Here is a 19,032-nt window from a genome sequence, read left to right as displayed (position 1 = left end):
AGGAAGGGATGACAGAACACGAGCTGCCCGAAGGCGAAGTCAGCACCACTCATTTCGGCTATCAGGAGGTTCCTGAGGCGGAAAAAGAAAAATTGGTCCGCGGGGTATTCAGCAGTGTTGCCAGCCGCTACGACCTGATGAACGATCTCATGTCCCTCGGCGTGCATCGCCTGTGGAAACGTTACACCGTCGACTTGGCGCGGCCGCGGCGCGGAGAGCGGGCCCTGGACCTCGCTGGCGGCACCGGCGACCTCGCCATCCTTCTTCACAAGCGCTTACAGCCCGGCGGCAGCATCGTAGTTTCCGACATCAATCCCGAAATGCTTGCCGTTGGCGAAAAACGGCTGGCCGACAAGGGTATTCTCAGCGGGGTCGAATTTGTCGAGGCGAATGCCGAAGCACTCCCCTTTGCCGACCAGCAATTCGACTTGGTCACCCTCGCCTTCGGCATCCGCAACATGACGCATCCCGAGCGCGCCCTCGCCGAAATCTACCGCGTCCTAAAAATCGGTGGCCGCGCCCTCATCCTCGAATTTTCCCATCCCCGCTGGCCGGGACTGCAGCAGATCTACGATCTCTACTCCTTCAATCTGCTGCCCAAGATTGGCGAAATCGTCGCCAAGGATCGCGACAGCTACCAATATCTGGTGGAATCCATCCGCCGTTTTCCCGACCAAGAAACCTTTCGCATGATGATGGAAGACGCCGGTTTTGCCCGCGTCGACGTACACAATCTCTCCGGTGGCATCGTCGCCATCCACCGTGGCTTTCGCCTCGACTGAGGGGCGGCATGAAGGGGATTCATTCCCCTTCGTACAATTTTCCGCTTGAGCCCGGTCCTCGGGCGCGGCATCATGGCGGCAATTTTTCCAGAGGAGTGACGCTATGACCCGGATGCACAATCTTGGTTTTCCCCGCATTGGCCACAAACGCGAGCTGAAGAAGGCAACCGAGGCCTACTGGTCGGGCGAAATCGACGCCGCCGAACTCGAGGCACGCGGCGCGCAGCTGCGTGAGCGTCATTGGCGCATCCAGCAGACCTGCGGCGTCGAACTCGTACCCGTGGGCGACTTCACTTTCTACGACCAAATGCTCGACATGAGCTGCACCCTCGGTGCCGTGCCGCCGCGCTACGGTTTTCGTGGCAAGCAGGTCGACCTCGACACATTTTTTGCCATGGCGCGTGGCTCCAAGACGCAGCCCGCCATGGAAATGACCAAGTGGTTCGATACCAACTATCACTACATCGTCCCCGAATTCCATGCCGACATGGACTTCTTTTTGAGCAGCGAGCGGATCTTCGAGCAGGTGCGCGAGGCGCAAGCCTTGGGCCTGAACGCCAAGCCGGTACTCGTTGGACCCCTTACCTATCTGTGGCTGGGCAAAGAAAAAGATGCCCAGGCAGCCAGCGGCGAGGCTGGACACCGCCATCACGAGGGCTGCGCCGGGCATGGCGAAAGCGCCCGTCACGACGGCTTCGACCGCTTGCAGTTACTTCCCAAGCTGCTGCCCGTCTATGCCGAGATTCTTGCCCGCCTGGCAGCTGCTGGCGTCGAGTGGGTACAGATCGATGAGCCCGCCTTGGTTCTCGATCTGCCCCAGGAATGGCTAACAGCCCTCGACCAAGCCTATGCCCAACTCGCCCAGGGGCCGAGCCCCAAGATTCTGCTTGCCACTTACTTCGAGTCGGTTGCCGAACATGCGGCGCGCCTCAAGGCCCTGCCGGTGGCCGGCCTGCACCTCGACCTGCGCCGTGCCCCCGCCCAGCGCGATGTCTTCCTGAACGGGTACCCCCAAGACAAGATCCTCTCTCTAGGCGTCATCGACGGTCGAAACGTTTGGCGCGCCGACCTCGACCAGGCGCTAGCGACCCTGGCACCGGCAGTGCAGGCCTTGGGCGACCGCCTGTGGATTGCCCCTTCCTGCAGCCTGATGCACAGCCCCGTCGACCTCGCCCAGGAGACGGAGCTGGACGACGAACTCAAGTCTTGGCTGGCCTTTGCAGTGCAGAAGCTCGACGAACTGCAGATCCTCGCCCGCGCCATCAACCAGGGCGAAGCCGCAGTGGCTGCGGAACTGGCGGCAGCGCGCCAAGCCGTTGCCTCGCGCAAGACCTCGCCGCGCATTCACAACGCCGCGGTGCAAGCACGCCTGCAAGCCCTAGGCAAGGATGACGGCCAGCGCGGTAGCCCCTATCCCGTGCGGGCCAAGGCGCAGGCTGCGCGCTTCCGGCTCCCCCCCTTCCCCACCACGACCATTGGCAGCTTTCCGCAGACCCCGGAAATCCGCAAGGCGCGCCTGGCGCACCGTAAGGGCGAGCTCTCCGACGCCGACTACCGTAAGGCCATGGAGGCCGAGGTCGCCTTGGTAGTGCGCGAGCAGGAGCGCTTGGGCCTCGACGTGCCGGTACATGGCGAGCCCGAGCGTAACGATATGGTGGAATATTTTGGCGAACAGCTTGCCGGTTTTGCCTTCACTCGCCACGGCTGGGTGCAGAGCTATGGCTCCCGCTACGTGAAGCCGCCCCTCATCTTCGGCGACGTTTCCCGCCCGCATCCGATGACCGTCGAGTGGGCCAAGTACGCCCAGTCCCTGACCAGCAAGCCGATGAAGGGCATGCTCACCGGTCCGGTCACCATCTTGCAATGGTCCTTCGTTCGCGACGACCAGCCGCGGGAGCAGACCGCCTTGCAGATCGCCCTAGCTATCCGCGACGAAGTGCAAGACCTGATCGACGCCGGTATCGGCATCATCCAGATCGATGAGCCGGCCTATCGGGAAGGTCTGCCCCTCAAGCGCAAGGACTGGGACAACTACTTGGCCTGGGCCTCCCGCGCTTTCCGCATCTCGGCGCAGATCGCTCCCGACGACGTGCAGATCCACACCCATATGTGCTACTCGGAGTTCAACGACATCCTGCCGGCCATTGCTGCCATGGACGCCGACGTCATTACCATCGAGACCTCGCGCTCGCAGATGGAATTGCTCGACGCCTTTGCCACCTTCAACTACCCCAACGAAATTGGGCCGGGGGTCTACGACATCCACTCGCCGCGTGTGCCGAGCGTCGAGGAGATGGTGCAGCTCATGGAAAAGGCAGCCAAGGTGGTACCTGCACAGCGGCTCTGGGTCAACCCCGATTGCGGCCTAAAAACCCGCAAATGGGCGGAAGTGACGCCCGCCCTGGAAAACATGGTCAAGGCCACGGAGGAAATCCGCAAACGCCTAGCCTGACCCGGCAAGATCCCCGCTTCGGCGGGGATTTTTTTGGCCGTGGGGAACCTCGGTGCCCATCAGCTGTTCTAATCGCTCAGTTATTCTCATAAAGGGAGCGAATTGATGCGTCAGAGACAAGAGTCCGGTGCAAAGAGCGGAACCGTGCCCAGCTCGGTGGTAGATCTATCCCCCTGGCATAACCTGCGCTACGACATTCCCGCGGCCTTGGTGGTGGCCCTGGTCGCCATCCCCCTCTGTCTAGGGGTCGCCCTAGCCTCCGGGGCCCCGCTGATGGCGGGGATTCTTGCCGGCATCATTGGCGGCATCGTCGTCCCCTTGTTCAGTCGATCGCCGCTTTCGGTAAGCGGCCCGGCTGCCGGCCTTACCGCCGTCATTGTCGTCGCCATACAGGATCTCCATGGCTTTACGCCGTTTCTGGCTGCGGTGGTCATTGCCGGCGCTCTCCAGATCGGACTTGCCGCTCTACGCGCCGGGGGTATTGCCTATTTCTTCCCCTCAGCGGTCATCGAGGGCATGCTGGCAGCCATCGGCATTATCCTGATCATGAAGCAATTTCCCTACGCCGTGGGCTTCGACCTCGGGCAATTTGGTAGCCAGGAATTCCAGAGCGGCCCCTCGGAAAATACTTTTTCCGGTATTTTCAGTGCCCTCGGCCACCTGGAATGGGGCGCCTTTCTGGTAAGCCTTGTCTGTCTGGGCATTTTGCTGCTTTGGGATGCCGTGCCGAGCCTAAAACGGCAGACTTGGTTCTCCGGCCCCCTGATTGCCGTGCTTGCAGGTACCTTCCTCAACATTTTCTTTCACGCTTTCCTACCCAACCTGCACCTGACCAGCGAGCAATTGGTGCAGCTGCCCCTCACCCACTCGATAGCGGATCTACGCCAGCTCTTTCAATTTCCCGATTGGTCGGCTTTAGGCCAAGAGCAGGTGTGGATCGTGGGCATCACCATCGCCATTGTGGCAAGTCTCGAAAGCCTGCTCTCCATCGAGGCTGCCGATAAGCTCGATCCCTTCCGTCGGCGTACCCCCCTCGACGGCGAACTGTATGGCCAGGGAATTGCCAATGTCCTCAGCGGTCTTCTCGGCGGGCTACCGGTAACTGCGGTAATCGTGCGTACCAGCGCCAATATCACCGCCGGTGCACGGACCAAGGCAGCGGCCTTTCTACATGGGGTTTTCTTGCTTTTGGCGGCGGTTTTTCTTGCCGGTCTACTCAATCAGATTCCCCTTGCCGCTTTGGCCACCATCCTCATCGTGGTCGGCTTCAAACTCGCCCACCCGCGCACCTTTCGGCACATGTATCACTTGGGTTGGAGTCAGTTTCTGCCCTTCGTCATCACCATCGTCGCGGTACTGTTCACCGACCTGCTCATCGGGGTTGGCATCGGGCTGGTGGTCGGAATCTTTTTTGTCCTGCGTGCCAACTACCACAGCGCCATCGAGCTGCAGGAAGAGGGAAAGGGTCGCTACTGCCTACGCCTCAAGCGCGAAGTGAGCTTCGTCAACAAAGCACGCCTCGCGCGCCTGCTCGACTCCCTGCCGGTAGATAGCATCCTGACCTTCGACGGCACGCAGGTAAGCTTCATCGACCACGACGTGCTCGAGGTGATTCGCAGCTTTGAGCAATCGGCTGCGCTGCGCCGCATCGAGGTACGCGAAAAGGGATTCGACGCCCCCCTGCTCAGAGCAGCTGTGTAGGTGTCTCCGGGGTACGAAGAGCGGTAGACGTGAGACACCGGACGCGAAACCCTCGCCACTGCCCGACCACGACCTGATCTGCAGTCGTTGTCGCCGATGACGAACAACATACTTTGCCATGCGGAGGGCAAGGAAAAGCGTGTCAAGAGCTCGGGGCAGAAATTGCCTGACCTACGTACTGCCCCATCCAATGCTCGATCTCCTGCACTTCCCGCAGATGTCCGTAGAGCCCGATGCGGGCATCGAACTTGGTCACGGCACTACCCACTTGGTGCAAGGTGATGAGAATGGCATCGCCGTTTGCAGTGTAACCCCGGACTTCGGTCGTTTGGGCGTTGATTGCCTTGGTGCCGGTGTAGCGCATTCCGGAAGCAGTCAGGGCACGCTCGGCGGCGTTGGTGACCACCGGCAGCGAGGCTGGGTAGTAGGTGTAGTAGGGCACCGGATTGAGTTGTGGGGCAAAGGAGGCGCTGCATCCCGAGAGGAGCAGGGTTACGCCCAGCAACAAGCCAGGAACAACTTGACGACGGGTCATGAAATATTTCTCCAGTCTAAGCCGGCTATCCCGGCCTTTGCGCGAATCGGATATACCCGTAGAATGGTACCGCAATTTTTTTGCAAATTCATGATCTAAACAACAGAAACACCTGATGGAGGCAAAGGTAATGAAGATATCTCGTTGGATAATTTTACTCGCCGTTCCTGCGGTCCTTGCCGGTTGTGCCAACAACCCGTATGCCAGTAATGCCACCACCGCCAACACCGCCGGCGGCGCTCTGCTGGGAAGTATCGCTGGCGCCGTCATTGGCAACCAAACTGGATCGCCCTTGGCCGGTGCCGCAATTGGTGCTGGTGTTGGCGGCCTTGCTGGGTATGGCATTTCCAAGTCGCAGGAGCAGCAGGCACCACAGGCACCAGCCCCCGGTTATTACGCACCTCCTGCCAGCAACGTCAGTTGTCCTCCGGGATATACGTGCACTCCCACGGCACCGCAATATCAGCAGCCACCGAGCTGCCCTCCCGGATACACCTGTAACCCAAACTGAGTCCTGGTGCTGGGGTGGCAGTCGAAGCGACTTGGCTGCCAGCACGCCTGCATTGGCAGGCCAAGGTCCGTCCCTGGCAACGGCGAGGTATCGTCGTTGCCGGTGTCGGTCCGTTGCGCTGGCTACGCGTCAGGGTAGAAGGCAATGAGATGTTACTGCAGGCAAAGGCAGTTTCTTCTTCGAAGGAGAGCATAGCCGCCGAGGTACTCTTGCATGGTAACGAGGTCTTGGCACTGAAGGATGGGTCTGCAGAGCCCCAGACCTTGGTGCTCGACCCCATTGGTGCCGGTGTCGAACTCCTGCGCCGCGAATGGATGTTGAGCCTGTTTTTATTTGGCCCGATTCTGGGTGTATTTCTTGTCAATCTGATCTTTGGCATGCCAAGCTTTCTGTGGTGGACAGCCCTTGGCGTGCTATGTTTTTCCCTGACCATCATGGCTAGCCTACTGCAGCGCGATCTGCGCGCCATGCGCGCATGGTTACAGACCCGAAAAAAGCTCTGGCAGAACAGGGCCTAGGTCCAGCCTTCGGGCAAGCTCGTCAAACGACTTGGCAGTTGCTAATTTTTCTTCTATCTTTCAGTGGACTGAAGCGTATTGTTCGCGTACTGTTTGACCATCTCTGGAGAGCTCACTCCCGGCCACGAGGATAGAAAAGCCCGCATGCAGGAGTCCACACTCATTCAGCTAGTGCGCTGGTCGCTGGTAGCGGCGGGAATCATTACCCTTGCGGGTTGTGCCAGCGTGTCAACGCCCGGGCCCTCCGCTAGGTATGCCGTCAACCGGGGCCCCGGTAGTGGCGGAGTTGCGTACTCCAATGGGGAGACTTGCTTCGCACCGCCGCCCAATCTCCAGGCAGCCTACAATCAACCCTATGAGATCAATGGGCAGTGGTACCACCCGTTACAGAGCGCCCAAGGCTATGACCGCGTCGGTATCGCTTCGTGGTACGACGTTGCCTCCTCCAGCCACGTTACCGCCATGGGGACGACCTTTCACGATAACCGCCTAACCGCCGCAAGCCGGGTTTTGCCGCTTCCCTCCTGCGTTCGGGTTACCAACCTGCAAAATGGGCGCAGCATTCTGGTCTTGGTCAATGATCGCGGTCCTTTTGTTGCCGGGCGGATCATGGATTTGTCTGTGGGTAGCGCACGCGCCTTGGGCATCGTCAACCAGGGAACGGCGCAGGTTCGGATCCAGACCGTCCAGAGCAGTGCCCCAGCGCCAACACCCTATCAACCGCGGGTGTTCCAGCAACTGGTACCGGTGCAGAATCTCCAGCCCAAGCCCGCAACACCTCTGCGCGCCGAGCCGGTTCCGGTCGAGGTCCCGCAGTCGCGCGCCCAACTTCGCTCCGTGGTGGCGAGCGCCTTTGCAAGTCCTGCGCCCTCCAATCCTGCCGCTGCAGCGCCGCGGCCGCGGAAGATGCAGACACCTCCGGTGCTCTCCCGTCCGCAGCTCGATAACGTCATCTATCTGGTGAGTGCGCAGCCAATGGAACTGCAGCGGGCACGTCAAGAAGAGCAAAAGCTCCATGCCTTTGGCATCACCACTGCGCACCTCGTGCGCGCAGCCTCGGGGTATGCCGTAAAGATTGGTCCCCTTGCCAGTACCGACGATACCGCAAGCTACGTGCACAGCCTACGGCGATTGCAGTTGGGGGACTTCCAGCCGAGCCAGCAAAGCGATGGCTGAAGAGTTCAGGCGGTTGCTCCAGAACTGAATATGGTGTCGAGCATGGCGTCGCCCGCTAGCTCCTCGCCTAATAGGCTTTGCACCAGAAGCTGTCCCCCCAATACTTCCGGGGCAATGATCAGGTCGACACCAGTCTGCCGCAACCGCTGCAGATGCCGCTGATTGCCCACCAGCGCCACCGTTTTGCCGGGAATATTCATTTCCTTTGCAGTGAGAACGATAAAGGCATTTTCGCTGTCGTCATTGCGCAGAGCGAGGACGCCGAGGGCGCGCATCGCGCCGGCGCGGCGCAAAACAGCAGGGTCGGTAGGGTCGCCCACAAAGAGATCGTCTTCGTGTACCCATTGTCGTTCTGGCTGCGCTGGTGCCACGACCAAGACCTTCAAATGTCGATGACGCAGGGCGCGGTAGGTATTTTGTGCAAAAAGATTATCGCCAACGAGCACATAATGGTCGCTCCAGTCGGACTTTTTCTCGCCGAGCAGTAATCGCTGCATGCGCCCATTGATGAGGGGTACGACCACGGCGGAAATCGAAGTGGCAAAAACCGTGATACCCAAAATGATGATCGAAATGACGAAATAGCGGGCTTCAGGACTTTTTGGGACGATGTCGCCATAACCAACGGTAGACATCGTCACTACGGCAAAATAGAGCGCCGTACCCAGGTTATCGATTTTAGGCGCGAAACCGGCGCCGAGCACATATGCGCCAAAGACGGCATAGCTGATCAACAGAATGATGGAGAGCGAGGCAAACAAGGTACCTGCCGCCACACTGGAGCGTGAGAAGTGCCGGCGAAAGGCCAGCAAGGCCAGCAGAATCAACCCGTTGAAGATCAGCATCGCAATGCTGAGCTGCTGCTGGTGGCGTAGCAGCAGCGCAAGACTCACCGCCGAGATGATGAGGGTCAGGGCCCAAGACAAGCGCGAGCGAAGCACCAGGCCAAAGGCCATGATCAGCAACACCACCCCTACGACCAGGGAGGGAATCGCCCCCAGCTGGGTAAAGGCAGGCAGTTCCGTTAGGGTGCTACTGGGGGTAATGACCGAGAGCTGCGGAATCAATGACTCCAAGGTCGGCAGAGCATGTAGAACGGAGACGGCACCCAATCCAGCCACGGCAAGGGCGAGGGGGATCTGCGGAAACCAAAGGTCCAGACGCAGGATCGCTCGCACCTGCGCCGCCCAGCGTCGCGCCCGTTGCCAGGGGGAGAAATGAAAAATTTCTGCAGGACGCATCATGAGCGGCGATTCACTCTCCGCAAAGTCAACACCTCAGGAATGGTCGCTGGCATCATCACCGGTGAAGGTGCTTTTCATTGCCGCGACCATGGCAATGACCCATAACAGACTCAAAATAATGAATAAAGCATAAAACATCGGAGGCTCCTGTGCGGTTTTACGGAATCGGAGAACATTAGAACCCTATCATAGACCAAGGTTCCCATGCGAATTCGCGGCATACCTAACCAAAAGCTGCGGCCGGGTTCACTACTATGTTAGTAAAGGTATGTAATTTTAGATGCGGGCGCAAATAAGAAAGGATAGCGGCCTTGGCAAGGGGCAAAGCCTGCCAGGCGTTGCCGCCACCATCTTCGACCACCGCCGCAACGGCAATACGTGGATGATGATAGGGCGCCCAGCCGATGAAGAGCGAGTCATCGTTATAGATCGTACGACCGTGGCGGTAGCCGACGGGTACTTCCGCCGTCCCCGTCTTGCCGGCAACGCTAATACCGGGGTAAGCAACCGTCTTACAGGTACCAGAGGTGACGCAGGCGCGCATGCCCGCGCGCACGGCTCGTAAGGCAAAGGCGGGAATGTGCAACTGTCGAGCCGGCGGAAAGTGCGGCGTGGAAACCCTTCCCGTGTTGGGGTTGCGCAGACTTTTGACGAGATGCAGGTAGGGCATCCGGCCACCGTTGGCAATCGCGGCAACCGCCCGCACCAACTGCGCCGGGGTCACCAGCAAATAGCCCTGCCCAATGCCGAGAATCACCGTATCGCCGCTATACCAGGGCGCATGCAGGTGGCTGGCCTTCCAGGCCGGAGTGGGTACAAAACCCGGCGCACTGCCGGCGAGATCGATGGGGGCGGGTGTACCAAAGCCAAAGCGCCACAAGGTTTGGTCCTGGCGCCGTATGCCCATCTTCAGGGCGAGTTTGTAGAAAAACACATCCACTGACCAAGCCAGGGCTTTGCGCAAGCCGGTCTCGCCAAAGCCCGAACGATACCAGTCCCAAAAAACATGCCCCCCCACCCGAATATAGCCGGGACAATAGGTATGGAAATGCGGCGGTAAAATCCCGTATTGCAGGGCATCGATGGAGTAAAAGGGCTTGATGGTCGAGCCCGGCGGGTACAGACCGGCAAGGGTGCGGTTGAGCAGAGGATGGTCAGGATTGCGCAGCAGCTCTTGCCAATGCTTGGCGCTGATGCCATCGACAAACCAGTTGGGGTTGTAGCTGGGGCTGCTCACACTGGCTAACACGGCGCCGGTATTGGGATTGATGGCAATCAAGGCGCCTCGATAGTGTTCCTTATCCATGACGTGGGCCACTGCTTGCTGCACGCGCAGCCGAAGAGTGGTGCGCACCGTGTCTCCCGGCCGCGGCGCGACCCGACGCAAGGTAGATACGGGATCGCCGAGGGCATTGACGCTGAGGATGTCGTAGCCAAAATGCCCGCGCAATTGTCGCTCTAGGGAATACTCCAGGCCATTGACGCCAATGCTATGGCGATATTGGTATTGGTGGGCGTCAAAGCCTTGGAGATCGCGGGCGGTGACCGGGCCAACGTAACCCACGGTATTGGCAAAAAGACTGCCGTAGGGATAGTAACGCTGCCAGCGTACCGCTAGGCGTATGCCAGGATAGTCCTGCTCGCGCACGGCAAAACGTGCCACCAGATCTGGCGTCAAATGGGAGAGCAAGACCCGTGGCAGGTACGCAGGTTTGTCGTCGATACCGTGCAAAAGCTGCTGTATTTTCTTTTGCGGGATCGGAAAAGCCTGCTGCAAACGGCGCAGGGTGCGGTGCAGGTTCTGGACCTGATCGGGGATGAGTTCGAGCACATAGTGCGGGTGATTGGATGCCAGCACCTGTCCGTGATCGGCAAGAATCAGTCCCCGGGGCGGAGCAAGCGGCACAATGGCGGTATGGTTGGCGCGCGCCAAGTGACGAAAGCGGTGATACTGAAAAACCTGCAGCAGTACCACGCGCCCAATCAACACCAGCAGGAGAACCAGCAGGATGAGTGCGGCCCAGGCGAGGCGCTGACGAAAGCGGCGGATTTCGACACCGTGATTGTTCATGTGCAGACATAGAGGCGATTGCGCGGCAAGAGTTCCCTTGCCGTTCATCCTTCTTTACAGAGGGTATGGGAACTTCCGGTCAGTCCTTTCGTCATAGGCTTCGTGCAACAAAAAGGGGAACAATATGACCGCAAACAAACCGAAGTTTCGTACGCTGTCCTTGGGCATCGCCAGCGCCCTTGTCGTCCTTGCCGTTGGCGCGGTGGGAATTTCCTTTGCCGCCAACGAAGGGGATCTGCCCATCCCCAAACCGGTGCTCAACCCCCCTGGGCCGAAGATGGTGCAGATGCCGGATTTCAGCCCCATCGTCGAAAAATACGGCAACGCCATCGTCAAAATCGACGATTCCGACACCAAGATCGTGGGCGGTGGACAGGGGCAAAATCCCTTTCCCAAGAATTCTCCCTTCTATCAATTCTTCCAGAATTTCCCGAATGCCCAGCCACCGCAAAAAGAGAAGGAAGAGGCTTTGGGATCCGGCTTCATCATTTCTTCCAATGGGTACATCGTGACCGCCGGACACGTGGTGCGCGGGATGCATCACATCATCGTCACCCTCACCAATCACCGCGCCTACCCGGCCAAGGTCGTGGGGCTTTCGGTACGCTATGATACGGCCCTGCTGAAAATCGACGCCCATAACTTGCCGACGGTGCAACTCGGTAACGCCAAGGATCTCAAGGTTGGCCAATGGCTTCTCGCCATCGGTATGCCCTTTGGATTCTACAATACGGTCACCCAAGGGGTGGTTAGCGCCCTCGATCGCTCCTTACCGCACGACGATGAGTACATCCCCTTTATCCAGAGCGATGTACCGATCAACCCCGGCAACTCCGGCGGACCGATTTTCAATATGTCGGGGCAGGTGGTTGGCATCAATGACCAGATCTATACCAACGACGGCGGCTACATGGGCCTGTCCTTCAGCATTCCCATCAATACCGCCATGCGCGCCGTCGATGCCTTCCTGGCCCACAAAAAGCTGCGCTTTGGCTGGCTCGGCGTTGACGTGCAGGAGGTGACCCCGGCCATGGCCGAGGCCCTGCACCTAAAGGAACCCGTTGGTGCCCTGGTGGCCAATGTCGAACCGGGAGAGGCGGCTGCCAAGTCCGGTCTGAAAACCGGCGATGTCATCGTCACCTACAACCATCAACCGGTATACAGCGTTGGGCAGCTACCACCGATGGTGGGTGACACCCCGCCCGGAACCGTCGTTCCGGTGGGGATTCTGCGCGATGGCAAACCGGAAACCCTGCATGTTACGGTTGGCGTGATGCCGGAAAAGATGCGCCATGCCGAGATGCGCAAAACCGCCGATATCCGCCGCTTGGGGCTACGTGTATCGTCCCTCGATAGCGCGGAAAAGAAGGCCTTGGGAATCCATCATGGCGTCTTCATCGAGAGCGTCTACCCAGGGCCCGCTGCAGAAATCGGCTTGCGTGAGGGTATGGCAATCCAGGAAATTGCCCAGCAACGCGTCGATAGCCCGGAGCAGCTGGAGCGTATCGTCAAGGGGCTGCCCGCCAACCAGCCGATCTCGATGCTCGTGCGGCAGGGTAAGAACAGCCTCTTTGTGGTCATCCACCTGCCCAAACACTGAGGACAGCAGCACATGAAAGCACTGTTGCGGCGCCCACGGGCGCCCTTCCTGGCGTTTGCGCTGCTATTCGGCAGCGGTAGTAGCTTGGCTGCCGATCTGCAAGCGCCAGCACCAAGTATTCCGAACTGCACGAGCTATGTGTTGATGGATTTTCGTACCGGTGCAATCCTTGCCGAGAAGCGGCCCAATCTGCAGCTTCCCCCCGCTAGTCTCACCAAGCTGATGACCGCCTATCTGACCTACAAAGCCTTGGCGGAGGGCCGCTTGCACTGGCAGCAACAAATCCCGGTCAGCAATGTCGCCTGGCACACCGGCGGTTCGAGCATGTTCATTCAGCCCAACCTGCCGGTAACCGTCGACCAGCTGATGCATGGCCTGATCATCGACTCCGGTAACGATGCGGCCGTTGCCCTGGCCCAGGCGGTGGCCGGAACACGGGCCAGTTTTGTGGCCGAGATGAATGCCGAGGCACAAAAAATGGGCTTGACCGGTGCGCACTACAGCAACGTCGATGGCCTTCCCGATCCAGGCTTGCATCTTTCGGCACTAAACATTGCGACACTCTCTCGCAACCTGATCCAGCGTTATCCCCAGGTCATCGACATCTCCAAAATCAAATTTTATCGCTACAACCACATCACCCAGCGCAGTTGGAATCCGGCCCTCTTTGGGCACCCGAGTATCGACGGGTTGAAAACCGGTCACACCAACGCCGCTGGCCACTGCATGGATACCACCGCCCTGCGCGATGGCCGTCGCCTCATTGCCGTGGTGATGGGGGCGCCAAACTGGCCAGCGGGGGTCGATGATGTCGTCGCCCTGCTCAACTATGGGTATGCCTTCACCCGCGATGTGGAGGCTGTGCCGCAGGGTGCCCTGATTGGTGTTTATCGCGATCCTCGACTAGACCCGCAAAAGTTTACGGTCAAGGCCGCCCATAGTGTCTGGGTTACCGTCCCCACTGGGGAACAGGGGCAATTACAGCGCTCGGTCAGCTATCGGCAATTGGGCGACCATGGGGTAGCGGCAGGCGCCGTCGTTGGTACCTTGCGCATCACTCTGCACGGCAAAGTGCTGGGCGAAACCCCCCTTCTCGCCAGCCAAGCCAGCAAGCCCGCCGGCACCCTTGGTACCTGGTGGCACGAGGCCAAAGATGCGCTCTGAAACCCCAGGCTCGTTTTCGCCCCATTCTTTGGCGACAGGCTGGCGGAAGGATCGGGCTACCGCGGCGCAATGTGCAGAAGCGCTTGACGGCGCTGGGCTTTCTGCCTATCCTTTCGGCCTTTTCCGGCGGCGCCAGCCGGTTGCTCGTTTGCGGAGGTCAAGATGTACGCGGTAGTGGAAAACGGTGGTAAACAATATCGGGTCGCGGTGGGCGACAAACTGCGCCTGGAGAAGATCGAAGCCGAGACGGGAAGCGAGCTGGTTCTCGATCGCGTGCTCATGCTTGGCGAAGGAGACTCCGTGCAGGTAGGGCAGCCCCTCGTTGCCGGCGCTACGGTCAAGGCCACCATCCTCGCGCAAGGGCGCGCCGACAAGATCCACATCTTCAAGATGCGCCGCCGCAAGCATTTCCGTAAGCGGCAGGGCCATCGCCAGTACTTCACCGAAGTACGCATCACCAGCATCGACGCCTAACAGGGGAGCAATCCAGCATGGCACACAAGAAAGCAGGCGGTTCTTCGCGCAACGGTCGTGATTCCGAGTCCAAGCGACTGGGAGTCAAGCGCTACGGTGGGCAGGCGGTCATCGCCGGCAACATCATCATTCGCCAGCGCGGCACCCAGTATCATCCCGGTGTCAACGTTGGCATCGGCAAGGACCATACCCTCTTCGCCTTGAGCGATGGTGTGGTACAGTTTGATCGCAAGGGCCCGCGGCAGGTCCGCACCGTCAGCGTCATCAACGGCTGAATTCAGCCATCGGGAAGACCCCGCCCCGGTATCGCGGGGCGGGGTTTTTATGCAATTTCTCGACGAAGTCCAGATCACCGTCGGAGCCGGCAACGGCGGCCACGGCTCGGTTAGTTTTCGCCGGGAAAAATTCATCCCCTTCGGCGGTCCCGATGGCGGCGATGGCGGGCGCGGCGGCGATGTCTATCTCGTCGCCCAGGAAAATCTCAATACCCTCATCGACTTCCGTTTTCAGCGCCGCTATCGGGCAGAAAATGGCCATGGCGGGGCGGGCCGACAGATGACCGGGCGGGCCGGGAAGGACCTCGAAATTCCGGTTCCCATCGGCACCCTGGTGTATGACGAAGACACCCGCGAACTTTTGGGCGATCTCCGTGAAAACGGGCAGCGACTCCTGGTTGCCAAGGGCGGGCGCGGCGGCCACGGTAACCTTTGGTACAAGACCAGCGTCAATCGTGCCCCGCGTCAGTTCGAAAAGGGCGGGATTGGCGAAGAACGCCGGCTGCGCCTCGAGCTACGTTTGCTTGCCGATGTGGGCCTGCTGGGACTACCCAACGCCGGCAAAAGCACCTTGCTTCGTGCCATCAGCGCGGCCAAGCCCAAGGTTGCCGATTATCCCTTCACGACCCTACACCCACAGCTCGGAGTGGTGCGGGTAGGCGAACACGAGTCCTTCGTCCTCGCCGACATCCCTGGTCTGATTCCTGGCGCTGCCGAGGGTGCCGGTCTGGGCATTCGCTTTCTACGCCATCTGCGCCGGACTCGCCTGCTCCTGCACTTGGTCGATATCGCCCCGGTCGACGAGTCGCAGCCTGCTCACAATGTCACCGAGTTGGCGGCAGAATTGGAAGCCTACAGCGCCGAGCTCGCCAGTAGGCCGCGTTGGTTGGTCGGCAACAAGGCCGATCTTTTTCGTCCCGAAGAAGCGCAAGCGCAATTCCAGGCCCTGATCGACGCCTTGGATTGGCAGGGTCCTGCTTTTTTGGTTTCAGCCGCCACCGGCAGCGGCTGCAAGGAACTTGCCCAAGCGGTCTGGCGCGCCTTACCCGAGTTACCGCCGGCACCGGAGCCGCGCAGCGAAATCGACTGGGAAGGCGAGGAAGCCGACAGCGAGGATTGGGGCGACGAGACCTGGGACGACGCCGATTGGGAGGAAGAGGAAGACGAGGAATGAAACGCCGTGATCTGAACGAAAGCCAACGCTGGGTGGTAAAGATTGGCAGCAGCCTACTCACCAACGATGGCAAAGGCCTCAACCTGCCCGCCATTGCCGCTTGGGTGCAACAGCTCATCAAGCTGCGGCAAAAGGGCCTGGAATTGATCCTGGTGAGCTCCGGCGCCGTAGCGGCGGGAATGGAACGCCTCGGCTGGCAAACGCGACCGCGCGCCCTCGCGGAACTGCAGGCTGCGGCCAGCATCGGACAGGCGGCCCTCATCCAGGTCTATCAGGGCTATCTGCAGGCCGGGGGGATGATTGGCGCCCAAGTCTTGCTCACCCACGAAGATCTCCGCGACCGCCAGCGCTACCTGAGCGCCCGCGAGACCCTGCGCACCCTGATGGAAATGGGTGCATTACCGATCATCAACGAGAATGACGCCGTTGCCAACGCCGAGTTGCGCTTTGGCGATAACGACACCCTGGCGGCCATGGTCAGCAACCTCCTCGAGGCCGATGTATTGGTCATCCTCACCGACCAGGCCGGTCTGTACGAGGCCGATCCGCGGCAAAATCCGCACGCCCGTCTCCTTGCCGAAGTCCAGGCAGGAGACCCGGAGCTACTTGCCATGGCTGGGGGTAGCGGCAGCCGCGTCGGTACCGGCGGCATGCGCAGCAAGGTCTTGGCCGCCACGCGCGCGGCCCGCTCCGGCACCAAGACCATCGTTGCCAGCGGCCACGAAGACGATGTGCTGCTGCGTCTTTTTGCCGGCGAGCCTCTCGGTACCTGCTTTCATCCGCAGCTACCCAAGCTGGCGGCGCGCAAGCGCTGGCTCTTGGGGCAGCTACCGCCCGCGGGGTCCTTGCATCTCGATGCCGGTGCTGCCCGGGTGCTGCGCGAAAAAGGCTCGAGCCTGTTGCCCGTGGGGGTGACAGCGCTCAATGGCACTTTTCAACGCGGTGACTTGGTGTCTTGCCTCGACCCGGAGGGAGTGGAGATTGCCCGCGGCCTGATCAACTTTGCGAGCAGCGAGGTGCTACCGCGGCTGGGCAAGAATAGTCAGGAAATTGCTCGACTTTTTGGCGAGCAAGAGGCAGTCGAGTTGATCCACCGCGACAATCTCGCCCTCCTGCCCTAGGGGGCAGAACTCAGACGTGCCCCTCGCCGGCAAGTATACAGCGATGCTCGGAATCGCCCTGCTCTACCTGCAGGGTGCTGTGGTGGATACCAAAATGCGTCGCCAACTCCGCCGCAAGGTGGTGGAGGAAGTTATCACCGGGAACGCCAGCCGGCATCACCAGATGGGCGGTGAGGGCATTTTCGGTGGTACTCATGGCCCAAATATGCAGATCGTGCACCCCCTGCACCCCGGTCTGCGCAAGCAAGAACTCTCGCACCGAAGCGGTCTCGATCCCCGGCGGGACGGCATCCAGGGCCAAACCCATCGACTCTCGCAACACATCCCAGGTAAACCAGACGATGAAGATGCTGACCACAATACTGGTGAGCGGGTCGAGCCAAAACCAATGGGTAAAGAGGATGACGACACCACTAGCCACCACGCCCAAGGAGAGCGCTGCATCTCCGGCCATATGCAAAAATGCTGCGCGGAGATTGAGATCGTGCTTGCGCCCGGCCAGGAAGAGTGCCGCCGTTGCCGTATTGATCAGCACACCTAGGGCGGCGACGATGACGACATCCCAGGCGGCCACCGGAGCGGGGGCAAAAAGGCGCAACACCGCCTCCCAGACGATTGCCCCGGTCACCAATAATAGAAATATGGCATTTCCCAGGGCGGAAAGGATCGAGGCACTGCGCAAACCATAAGTAAAACGCGCCGTGGGCGCACGCTGGGCGAGGTGGCTGCCGCCCCAGGCCAGAAATAAACCCAGAACATCGCCAAAATTGTGACCAGCATCGGCCAAAAGGGCGAGGGAATTGCCGAGCACACCGAAGATTGCTTCAACCAGCACAAAGGCAAAATTGATGGTGATTCCCAAGGCAAAGATGCGCCCATAGCGCGCTGGCGCGTGGACATGGCCGTGGTGGTGGTGTGCTTCCAAGGAGGGCTTAGCTGCCTTGACCCTCGAGAGAGCAAACACCGCTCTCCTGCATACCCTTGCAGGTGCCATAGAGGGAAAGGCTATGATCGGTCACGTGAAAACCACGGTCGGTGGCAATTGTTAGCTGGCGATTTTCCAGCTCTTGGTCGAAGAATTCGAGTACCTTGCCGCAGGCCGTGCAAACCATGTGGTCGTGATGCCCAGATTCGTTGAGCTCGAAAACGGCGCGGTCGCCTTCAAAGTGATGCCGACGCACCAGCCCTGCCACCTCAAACTGGGTCATGACCCGGTACACCGTCGCCAAACCCACTTCCTCACCGGCATCGAGAAGCTGTCGGTAGACCTCTTCTGCGGTAAGGTGACGGGTATCACTCGCCTCGAGGATCTGCAGGATACGCAGTCGCGGCAGGGTGGCCTTGAGACCGGCGCGTTTCAGTTCTTCACTATTCATGCTATCCAATGGCAAGTGGCGCTCTCTTTTAGTAGCATAGTGGCACCGTACGCCCAAGACAAGGACCCATGCGCACTTTCTCTCTTCTTGCCAGTTCCGTATTCCTCTGCCTCGGCCTTGGCGCCTGCAGTATCTACCGCGTCGACGTTCAACAGGGCAACGTCATCGGCCAGAAGGAGCTGGACCAAGTCCACAAGGGGATGGACCAAGCCGAAGTGCGGGCCATTCTTGGCTCGCCCTTGCTCGACAATCCGTGGCAGAAGGACGAATGGGTATATAGCTACAGTAACAAGCCCGCCTACAGTGGCACTACCGTCCGCAATATCATTTTACATTTCAACCACGACGGTACCCTGCAGAGCATCAGCGGCGACGTACAGGCCCTGCCCAAGGGCTGAGCCTCAGTTTTTTGCCAAGCGTGCGGCGCCGTAGACTTGGCGGGCGCGCTGGGCGAAGCGCTGCACCATGGTCTCCGCGGCCTGTTTGAAGATGGGCTCGAGAAAGGCGCCGACCAAGCGGCTGGCAAACTCAAAGCGCATATCGAGGGTAACCCGAGTGCCGCCTTCCACCGGCTCCAACTGCCAGAGCCCCTCCAAAAAACGGAATGGCCCATCGACCAATCGCACCTCAGCCAATTTGGGACGCTGATAGCGGTTGCGGGTAGAAAAGGCCTTACCAAAGGCGCTGTGGGCGATGCGGATTTCGGCTACCACTTCATCGCCATGATCTTGCAGGATGCGGGTAGCACCGCACCAGGGCAAAAATTGCGGATAACTACGAATATCTTCTACCAAGGCAAAAATTTCTTCGGCGCTGTAGGGAATCACCGCCGTCTTGCGGATATGGTGCATTGCACTC

The 19,032-nt window shown here is 59.9% G+C and carries 19 protein-coding genes; 13 read left to right on the top strand and 6 right to left on the bottom strand.

The window, feature by feature from the left end:
* Window positions 1-8: 8 nt before the first annotated feature.
* The 3 genes from ubiE to RTI30_RS01985 all read left to right on the top strand — a co-directional run bounded on the left by ubiE (window position 9) and on the right by RTI30_RS01985 (window position 4,935).
* Entirely contained in the window at window positions 9-782 is a 774-nt protein-coding gene (gene ubiE / locus RTI30_RS01995) for a bifunctional demethylmenaquinone methyltransferase/2-methoxy-6-polyprenyl-1,4-benzoquinol methylase UbiE (RefSeq protein WP_312261783.1), read from the top strand.
* Between the two features lie 103 nt (window positions 783-885).
* Complete coding sequence (metE, locus tag RTI30_RS01990; RefSeq protein ID WP_312261781.1) at window positions 886-3,234, top strand: 5-methyltetrahydropteroyltriglutamate--homocysteine S-methyltransferase; 2,349 nt, start codon at window positions 886-888, stop codon at window positions 3,232-3,234.
* A gap of 105 nt (window positions 3,235-3,339) precedes the next feature.
* The gene (locus RTI30_RS01985; protein WP_312261780.1) at window positions 3,340-4,935 is read left to right on the top strand and encodes a SulP family inorganic anion transporter; all 1,596 of its coding nucleotides are present in this window, start codon (window positions 3,340-3,342) and stop codon (window positions 4,933-4,935) included.
* Window positions 4,936-5,077: 142 nt separating this feature from the next.
* Here RTI30_RS01985 and RTI30_RS01980 read toward each other — a convergent pair whose 3' ends face one another.
* Window positions 5,078-5,470 (bottom strand): hypothetical protein, encoded by a 393-nt coding sequence (locus RTI30_RS01980; RefSeq protein ID WP_312261779.1) that lies wholly within the window; start codon window positions 5,468-5,470, stop codon window positions 5,078-5,080.
* 130 nt (window positions 5,471-5,600) lie between these two features.
* Between RTI30_RS01980 and RTI30_RS01975 the strand changes: the two genes are divergently transcribed.
* From RTI30_RS01975 to RTI30_RS01965, 3 genes are all read left to right on the top strand, one after another.
* Window positions 5,601-5,981, top strand: a complete 381-nt coding sequence (locus tag RTI30_RS01975) for a glycine zipper domain-containing protein (protein WP_312261777.1) — start codon at window positions 5,601-5,603, stop codon at window positions 5,979-5,981.
* A gap of 14 nt (window positions 5,982-5,995) precedes the next feature.
* Window positions 5,996-6,499 (top strand): hypothetical protein, encoded by a 504-nt coding sequence (locus tag RTI30_RS01970; RefSeq protein WP_312261775.1) that lies wholly within the window; start codon window positions 5,996-5,998, stop codon window positions 6,497-6,499.
* A gap of 144 nt (window positions 6,500-6,643) precedes the next feature.
* Window positions 6,644-7,675, top strand: a complete 1,032-nt coding sequence (locus tag RTI30_RS01965) for a septal ring lytic transglycosylase RlpA family protein (protein ID WP_312261773.1) — start codon at window positions 6,644-6,646, stop codon at window positions 7,673-7,675.
* A gap of 5 nt (window positions 7,676-7,680) precedes the next feature.
* Here the strand turns inward: RTI30_RS01965 and kch are convergent, their stop codons facing one another.
* Complete coding sequence (gene kch, locus RTI30_RS01960) at window positions 7,681-8,919, bottom strand: voltage-gated potassium channel protein (protein ID WP_312261771.1); 1,239 nt, start codon at window positions 8,917-8,919, stop codon at window positions 7,681-7,683.
* A gap of 223 nt (window positions 8,920-9,142) precedes the next feature.
* Window positions 9,143-11,038, bottom strand: a complete 1,896-nt coding sequence (gene mrdA, locus RTI30_RS01955; protein ID WP_312261769.1) for a penicillin-binding protein 2 — start codon at window positions 11,036-11,038, stop codon at window positions 9,143-9,145.
* A 76-nt stretch (window positions 11,039-11,114) separates the two neighbouring features.
* On the opposite strand from mrdA, the gene RTI30_RS01950 reads away from it, so the two are divergent.
* From RTI30_RS01950 to proB, 6 genes are all read left to right on the top strand, one after another.
* The gene (locus RTI30_RS01950; protein ID WP_312261768.1) at window positions 11,115-12,590 is read left to right on the top strand and encodes a Do family serine endopeptidase; all 1,476 of its coding nucleotides are present in this window, start codon (window positions 11,115-11,117) and stop codon (window positions 12,588-12,590) included.
* Between the two features lie 12 nt (window positions 12,591-12,602).
* Entirely contained in the window at window positions 12,603-13,754 is a 1,152-nt protein-coding gene (locus RTI30_RS01945; RefSeq protein ID WP_312261766.1) for a D-alanyl-D-alanine carboxypeptidase family protein, read from the top strand.
* A 162-nt stretch (window positions 13,755-13,916) separates the two neighbouring features.
* On the top strand, window positions 13,917-14,228 hold the full coding sequence (gene rplU, locus RTI30_RS01940) for a 50S ribosomal protein L21 (protein WP_312261764.1): 312 nt from the start codon (window positions 13,917-13,919) through the stop codon (window positions 14,226-14,228).
* A gap of 17 nt (window positions 14,229-14,245) precedes the next feature.
* Window positions 14,246-14,503, top strand: coding sequence for a 50S ribosomal protein L27 (gene rpmA, locus RTI30_RS01935; protein ID WP_312261763.1), 258 nt, complete (start codon window positions 14,246-14,248; stop codon window positions 14,501-14,503).
* A gap of 49 nt (window positions 14,504-14,552) precedes the next feature.
* Window positions 14,553-15,677 (top strand): Obg family GTPase CgtA, encoded by a 1,125-nt coding sequence (gene cgtA / locus RTI30_RS01930; protein ID WP_312261761.1) that lies wholly within the window; start codon window positions 14,553-14,555, stop codon window positions 15,675-15,677.
* Window positions 15,674-16,798, top strand: coding sequence for a glutamate 5-kinase (gene proB, locus RTI30_RS01925; protein ID WP_312261759.1), 1,125 nt, complete (start codon window positions 15,674-15,676; stop codon window positions 16,796-16,798). Before cgtA ends, proB begins: the two co-directional genes overlap by 4 nt.
* Before the next feature lie 10 nt (window positions 16,799-16,808).
* On the opposite strand, the gene RTI30_RS01920 is transcribed toward proB, so the two are convergent.
* Both RTI30_RS01920 and fur read right to left on the bottom strand, forming a co-directional pair.
* A complete protein-coding gene (locus tag RTI30_RS01920; RefSeq protein ID WP_312261757.1) occupies window positions 16,809-17,723 on the bottom strand; it encodes a cation diffusion facilitator family transporter in 915 nt (304 codons plus the stop codon).
* A 7-nt stretch (window positions 17,724-17,730) separates the two neighbouring features.
* Entirely contained in the window at window positions 17,731-18,174 is a 444-nt protein-coding gene (gene fur, locus RTI30_RS01915) for a ferric iron uptake transcriptional regulator (protein ID WP_312261756.1), read from the bottom strand.
* A 68-nt stretch (window positions 18,175-18,242) separates the two neighbouring features.
* On the opposite strand from fur, the gene RTI30_RS01910 reads away from it, so the two are divergent.
* Window positions 18,243-18,572: an outer membrane protein assembly factor BamE gene (locus RTI30_RS01910; protein WP_312261754.1), complete on the top strand. Its 330-nt coding sequence runs from the start codon at window positions 18,243-18,245 to the stop codon at window positions 18,570-18,572.
* A gap of 3 nt (window positions 18,573-18,575) precedes the next feature.
* On the opposite strand, the gene RTI30_RS01905 is transcribed toward RTI30_RS01910, so the two are convergent.
* Window positions 18,576-19,025: a type II toxin-antitoxin system RatA family toxin gene (locus RTI30_RS01905; RefSeq protein WP_312261752.1), complete on the bottom strand. Its 450-nt coding sequence runs from the start codon at window positions 19,023-19,025 to the stop codon at window positions 18,576-18,578.
* Between the last annotated feature and the right edge of the window lie 7 nt (window positions 19,026-19,032).

This window comes from Candidatus Igneacidithiobacillus taiwanensis, assembly GCF_031962545.1.
Taxonomy (GTDB): domain Bacteria; phylum Pseudomonadota; class Gammaproteobacteria; order Acidithiobacillales; family Acidithiobacillaceae; genus Igneacidithiobacillus; species Igneacidithiobacillus taiwanensis.
This window is presented reverse-complemented; position numbering and strand designations above follow the sequence as displayed.

Excerpts from the sequence above, each read along its gene's own strand:
- RTI30_RS01910 (WP_312261754.1), top strand. The coding sequence starts at position 18,243 with ATGCGCACTTTCTCTCTTCTTGCCAGTTCCGTATTCCTCTGCCTCGGC.
- rpmA (WP_312261763.1), top strand. The coding sequence starts at position 14,246 with ATGGCACACAAGAAAGCAGGCGGTTCTTCGCGCAACGGTCGTGATTCC.
- kch (WP_312261771.1), bottom strand. The coding sequence starts at position 8,919 with ATGATGCGTCCTGCAGAAATTTTTCATTTCTCCCCCTGGCAACGGGCG.
- cgtA (WP_312261761.1), top strand. The coding sequence starts at position 14,553 with ATGCAATTTCTCGACGAAGTCCAGATCACCGTCGGAGCCGGCAACGGC.
- ubiE (WP_312261783.1), top strand. The coding sequence starts at position 9 with ATGACAGAACACGAGCTGCCCGAAGGCGAAGTCAGCACCACTCATTTC.
- mrdA (WP_312261769.1), bottom strand. The coding sequence starts at position 11,038 with ATGAACGGCAAGGGAACTCTTGCCGCGCAATCGCCTCTATGTCTGCAC.
- proB (WP_312261759.1), top strand. The coding sequence starts at position 15,674 with ATGAAACGCCGTGATCTGAACGAAAGCCAACGCTGGGTGGTAAAGATT.
- RTI30_RS01980 (WP_312261779.1), bottom strand. The coding sequence starts at position 5,470 with ATGACCCGTCGTCAAGTTGTTCCTGGCTTGTTGCTGGGCGTAACCCTG.
- fur (WP_312261756.1), bottom strand. The coding sequence starts at position 18,174 with ATGAATAGTGAAGAACTGAAACGCGCCGGTCTCAAGGCCACCCTGCCG.
- RTI30_RS01985 (WP_312261780.1), top strand. The coding sequence starts at position 3,340 with ATGCGTCAGAGACAAGAGTCCGGTGCAAAGAGCGGAACCGTGCCCAGC.
- RTI30_RS01945 (WP_312261766.1), top strand. The coding sequence starts at position 12,603 with ATGAAAGCACTGTTGCGGCGCCCACGGGCGCCCTTCCTGGCGTTTGCG.
- RTI30_RS01950 (WP_312261768.1), top strand. The coding sequence starts at position 11,115 with ATGACCGCAAACAAACCGAAGTTTCGTACGCTGTCCTTGGGCATCGCC.
- rplU (WP_312261764.1), top strand. The coding sequence starts at position 13,917 with ATGTACGCGGTAGTGGAAAACGGTGGTAAACAATATCGGGTCGCGGTG.
- RTI30_RS01905 (WP_312261752.1), bottom strand. The coding sequence starts at position 19,025 with ATGCACCATATCCGCAAGACGGCGGTGATTCCCTACAGCGCCGAAGAA.
- RTI30_RS01975 (WP_312261777.1), top strand. The coding sequence starts at position 5,601 with ATGAAGATATCTCGTTGGATAATTTTACTCGCCGTTCCTGCGGTCCTT.
- RTI30_RS01965 (WP_312261773.1), top strand. The coding sequence starts at position 6,644 with ATGCAGGAGTCCACACTCATTCAGCTAGTGCGCTGGTCGCTGGTAGCG.
- metE (WP_312261781.1), top strand. The coding sequence starts at position 886 with ATGACCCGGATGCACAATCTTGGTTTTCCCCGCATTGGCCACAAACGC.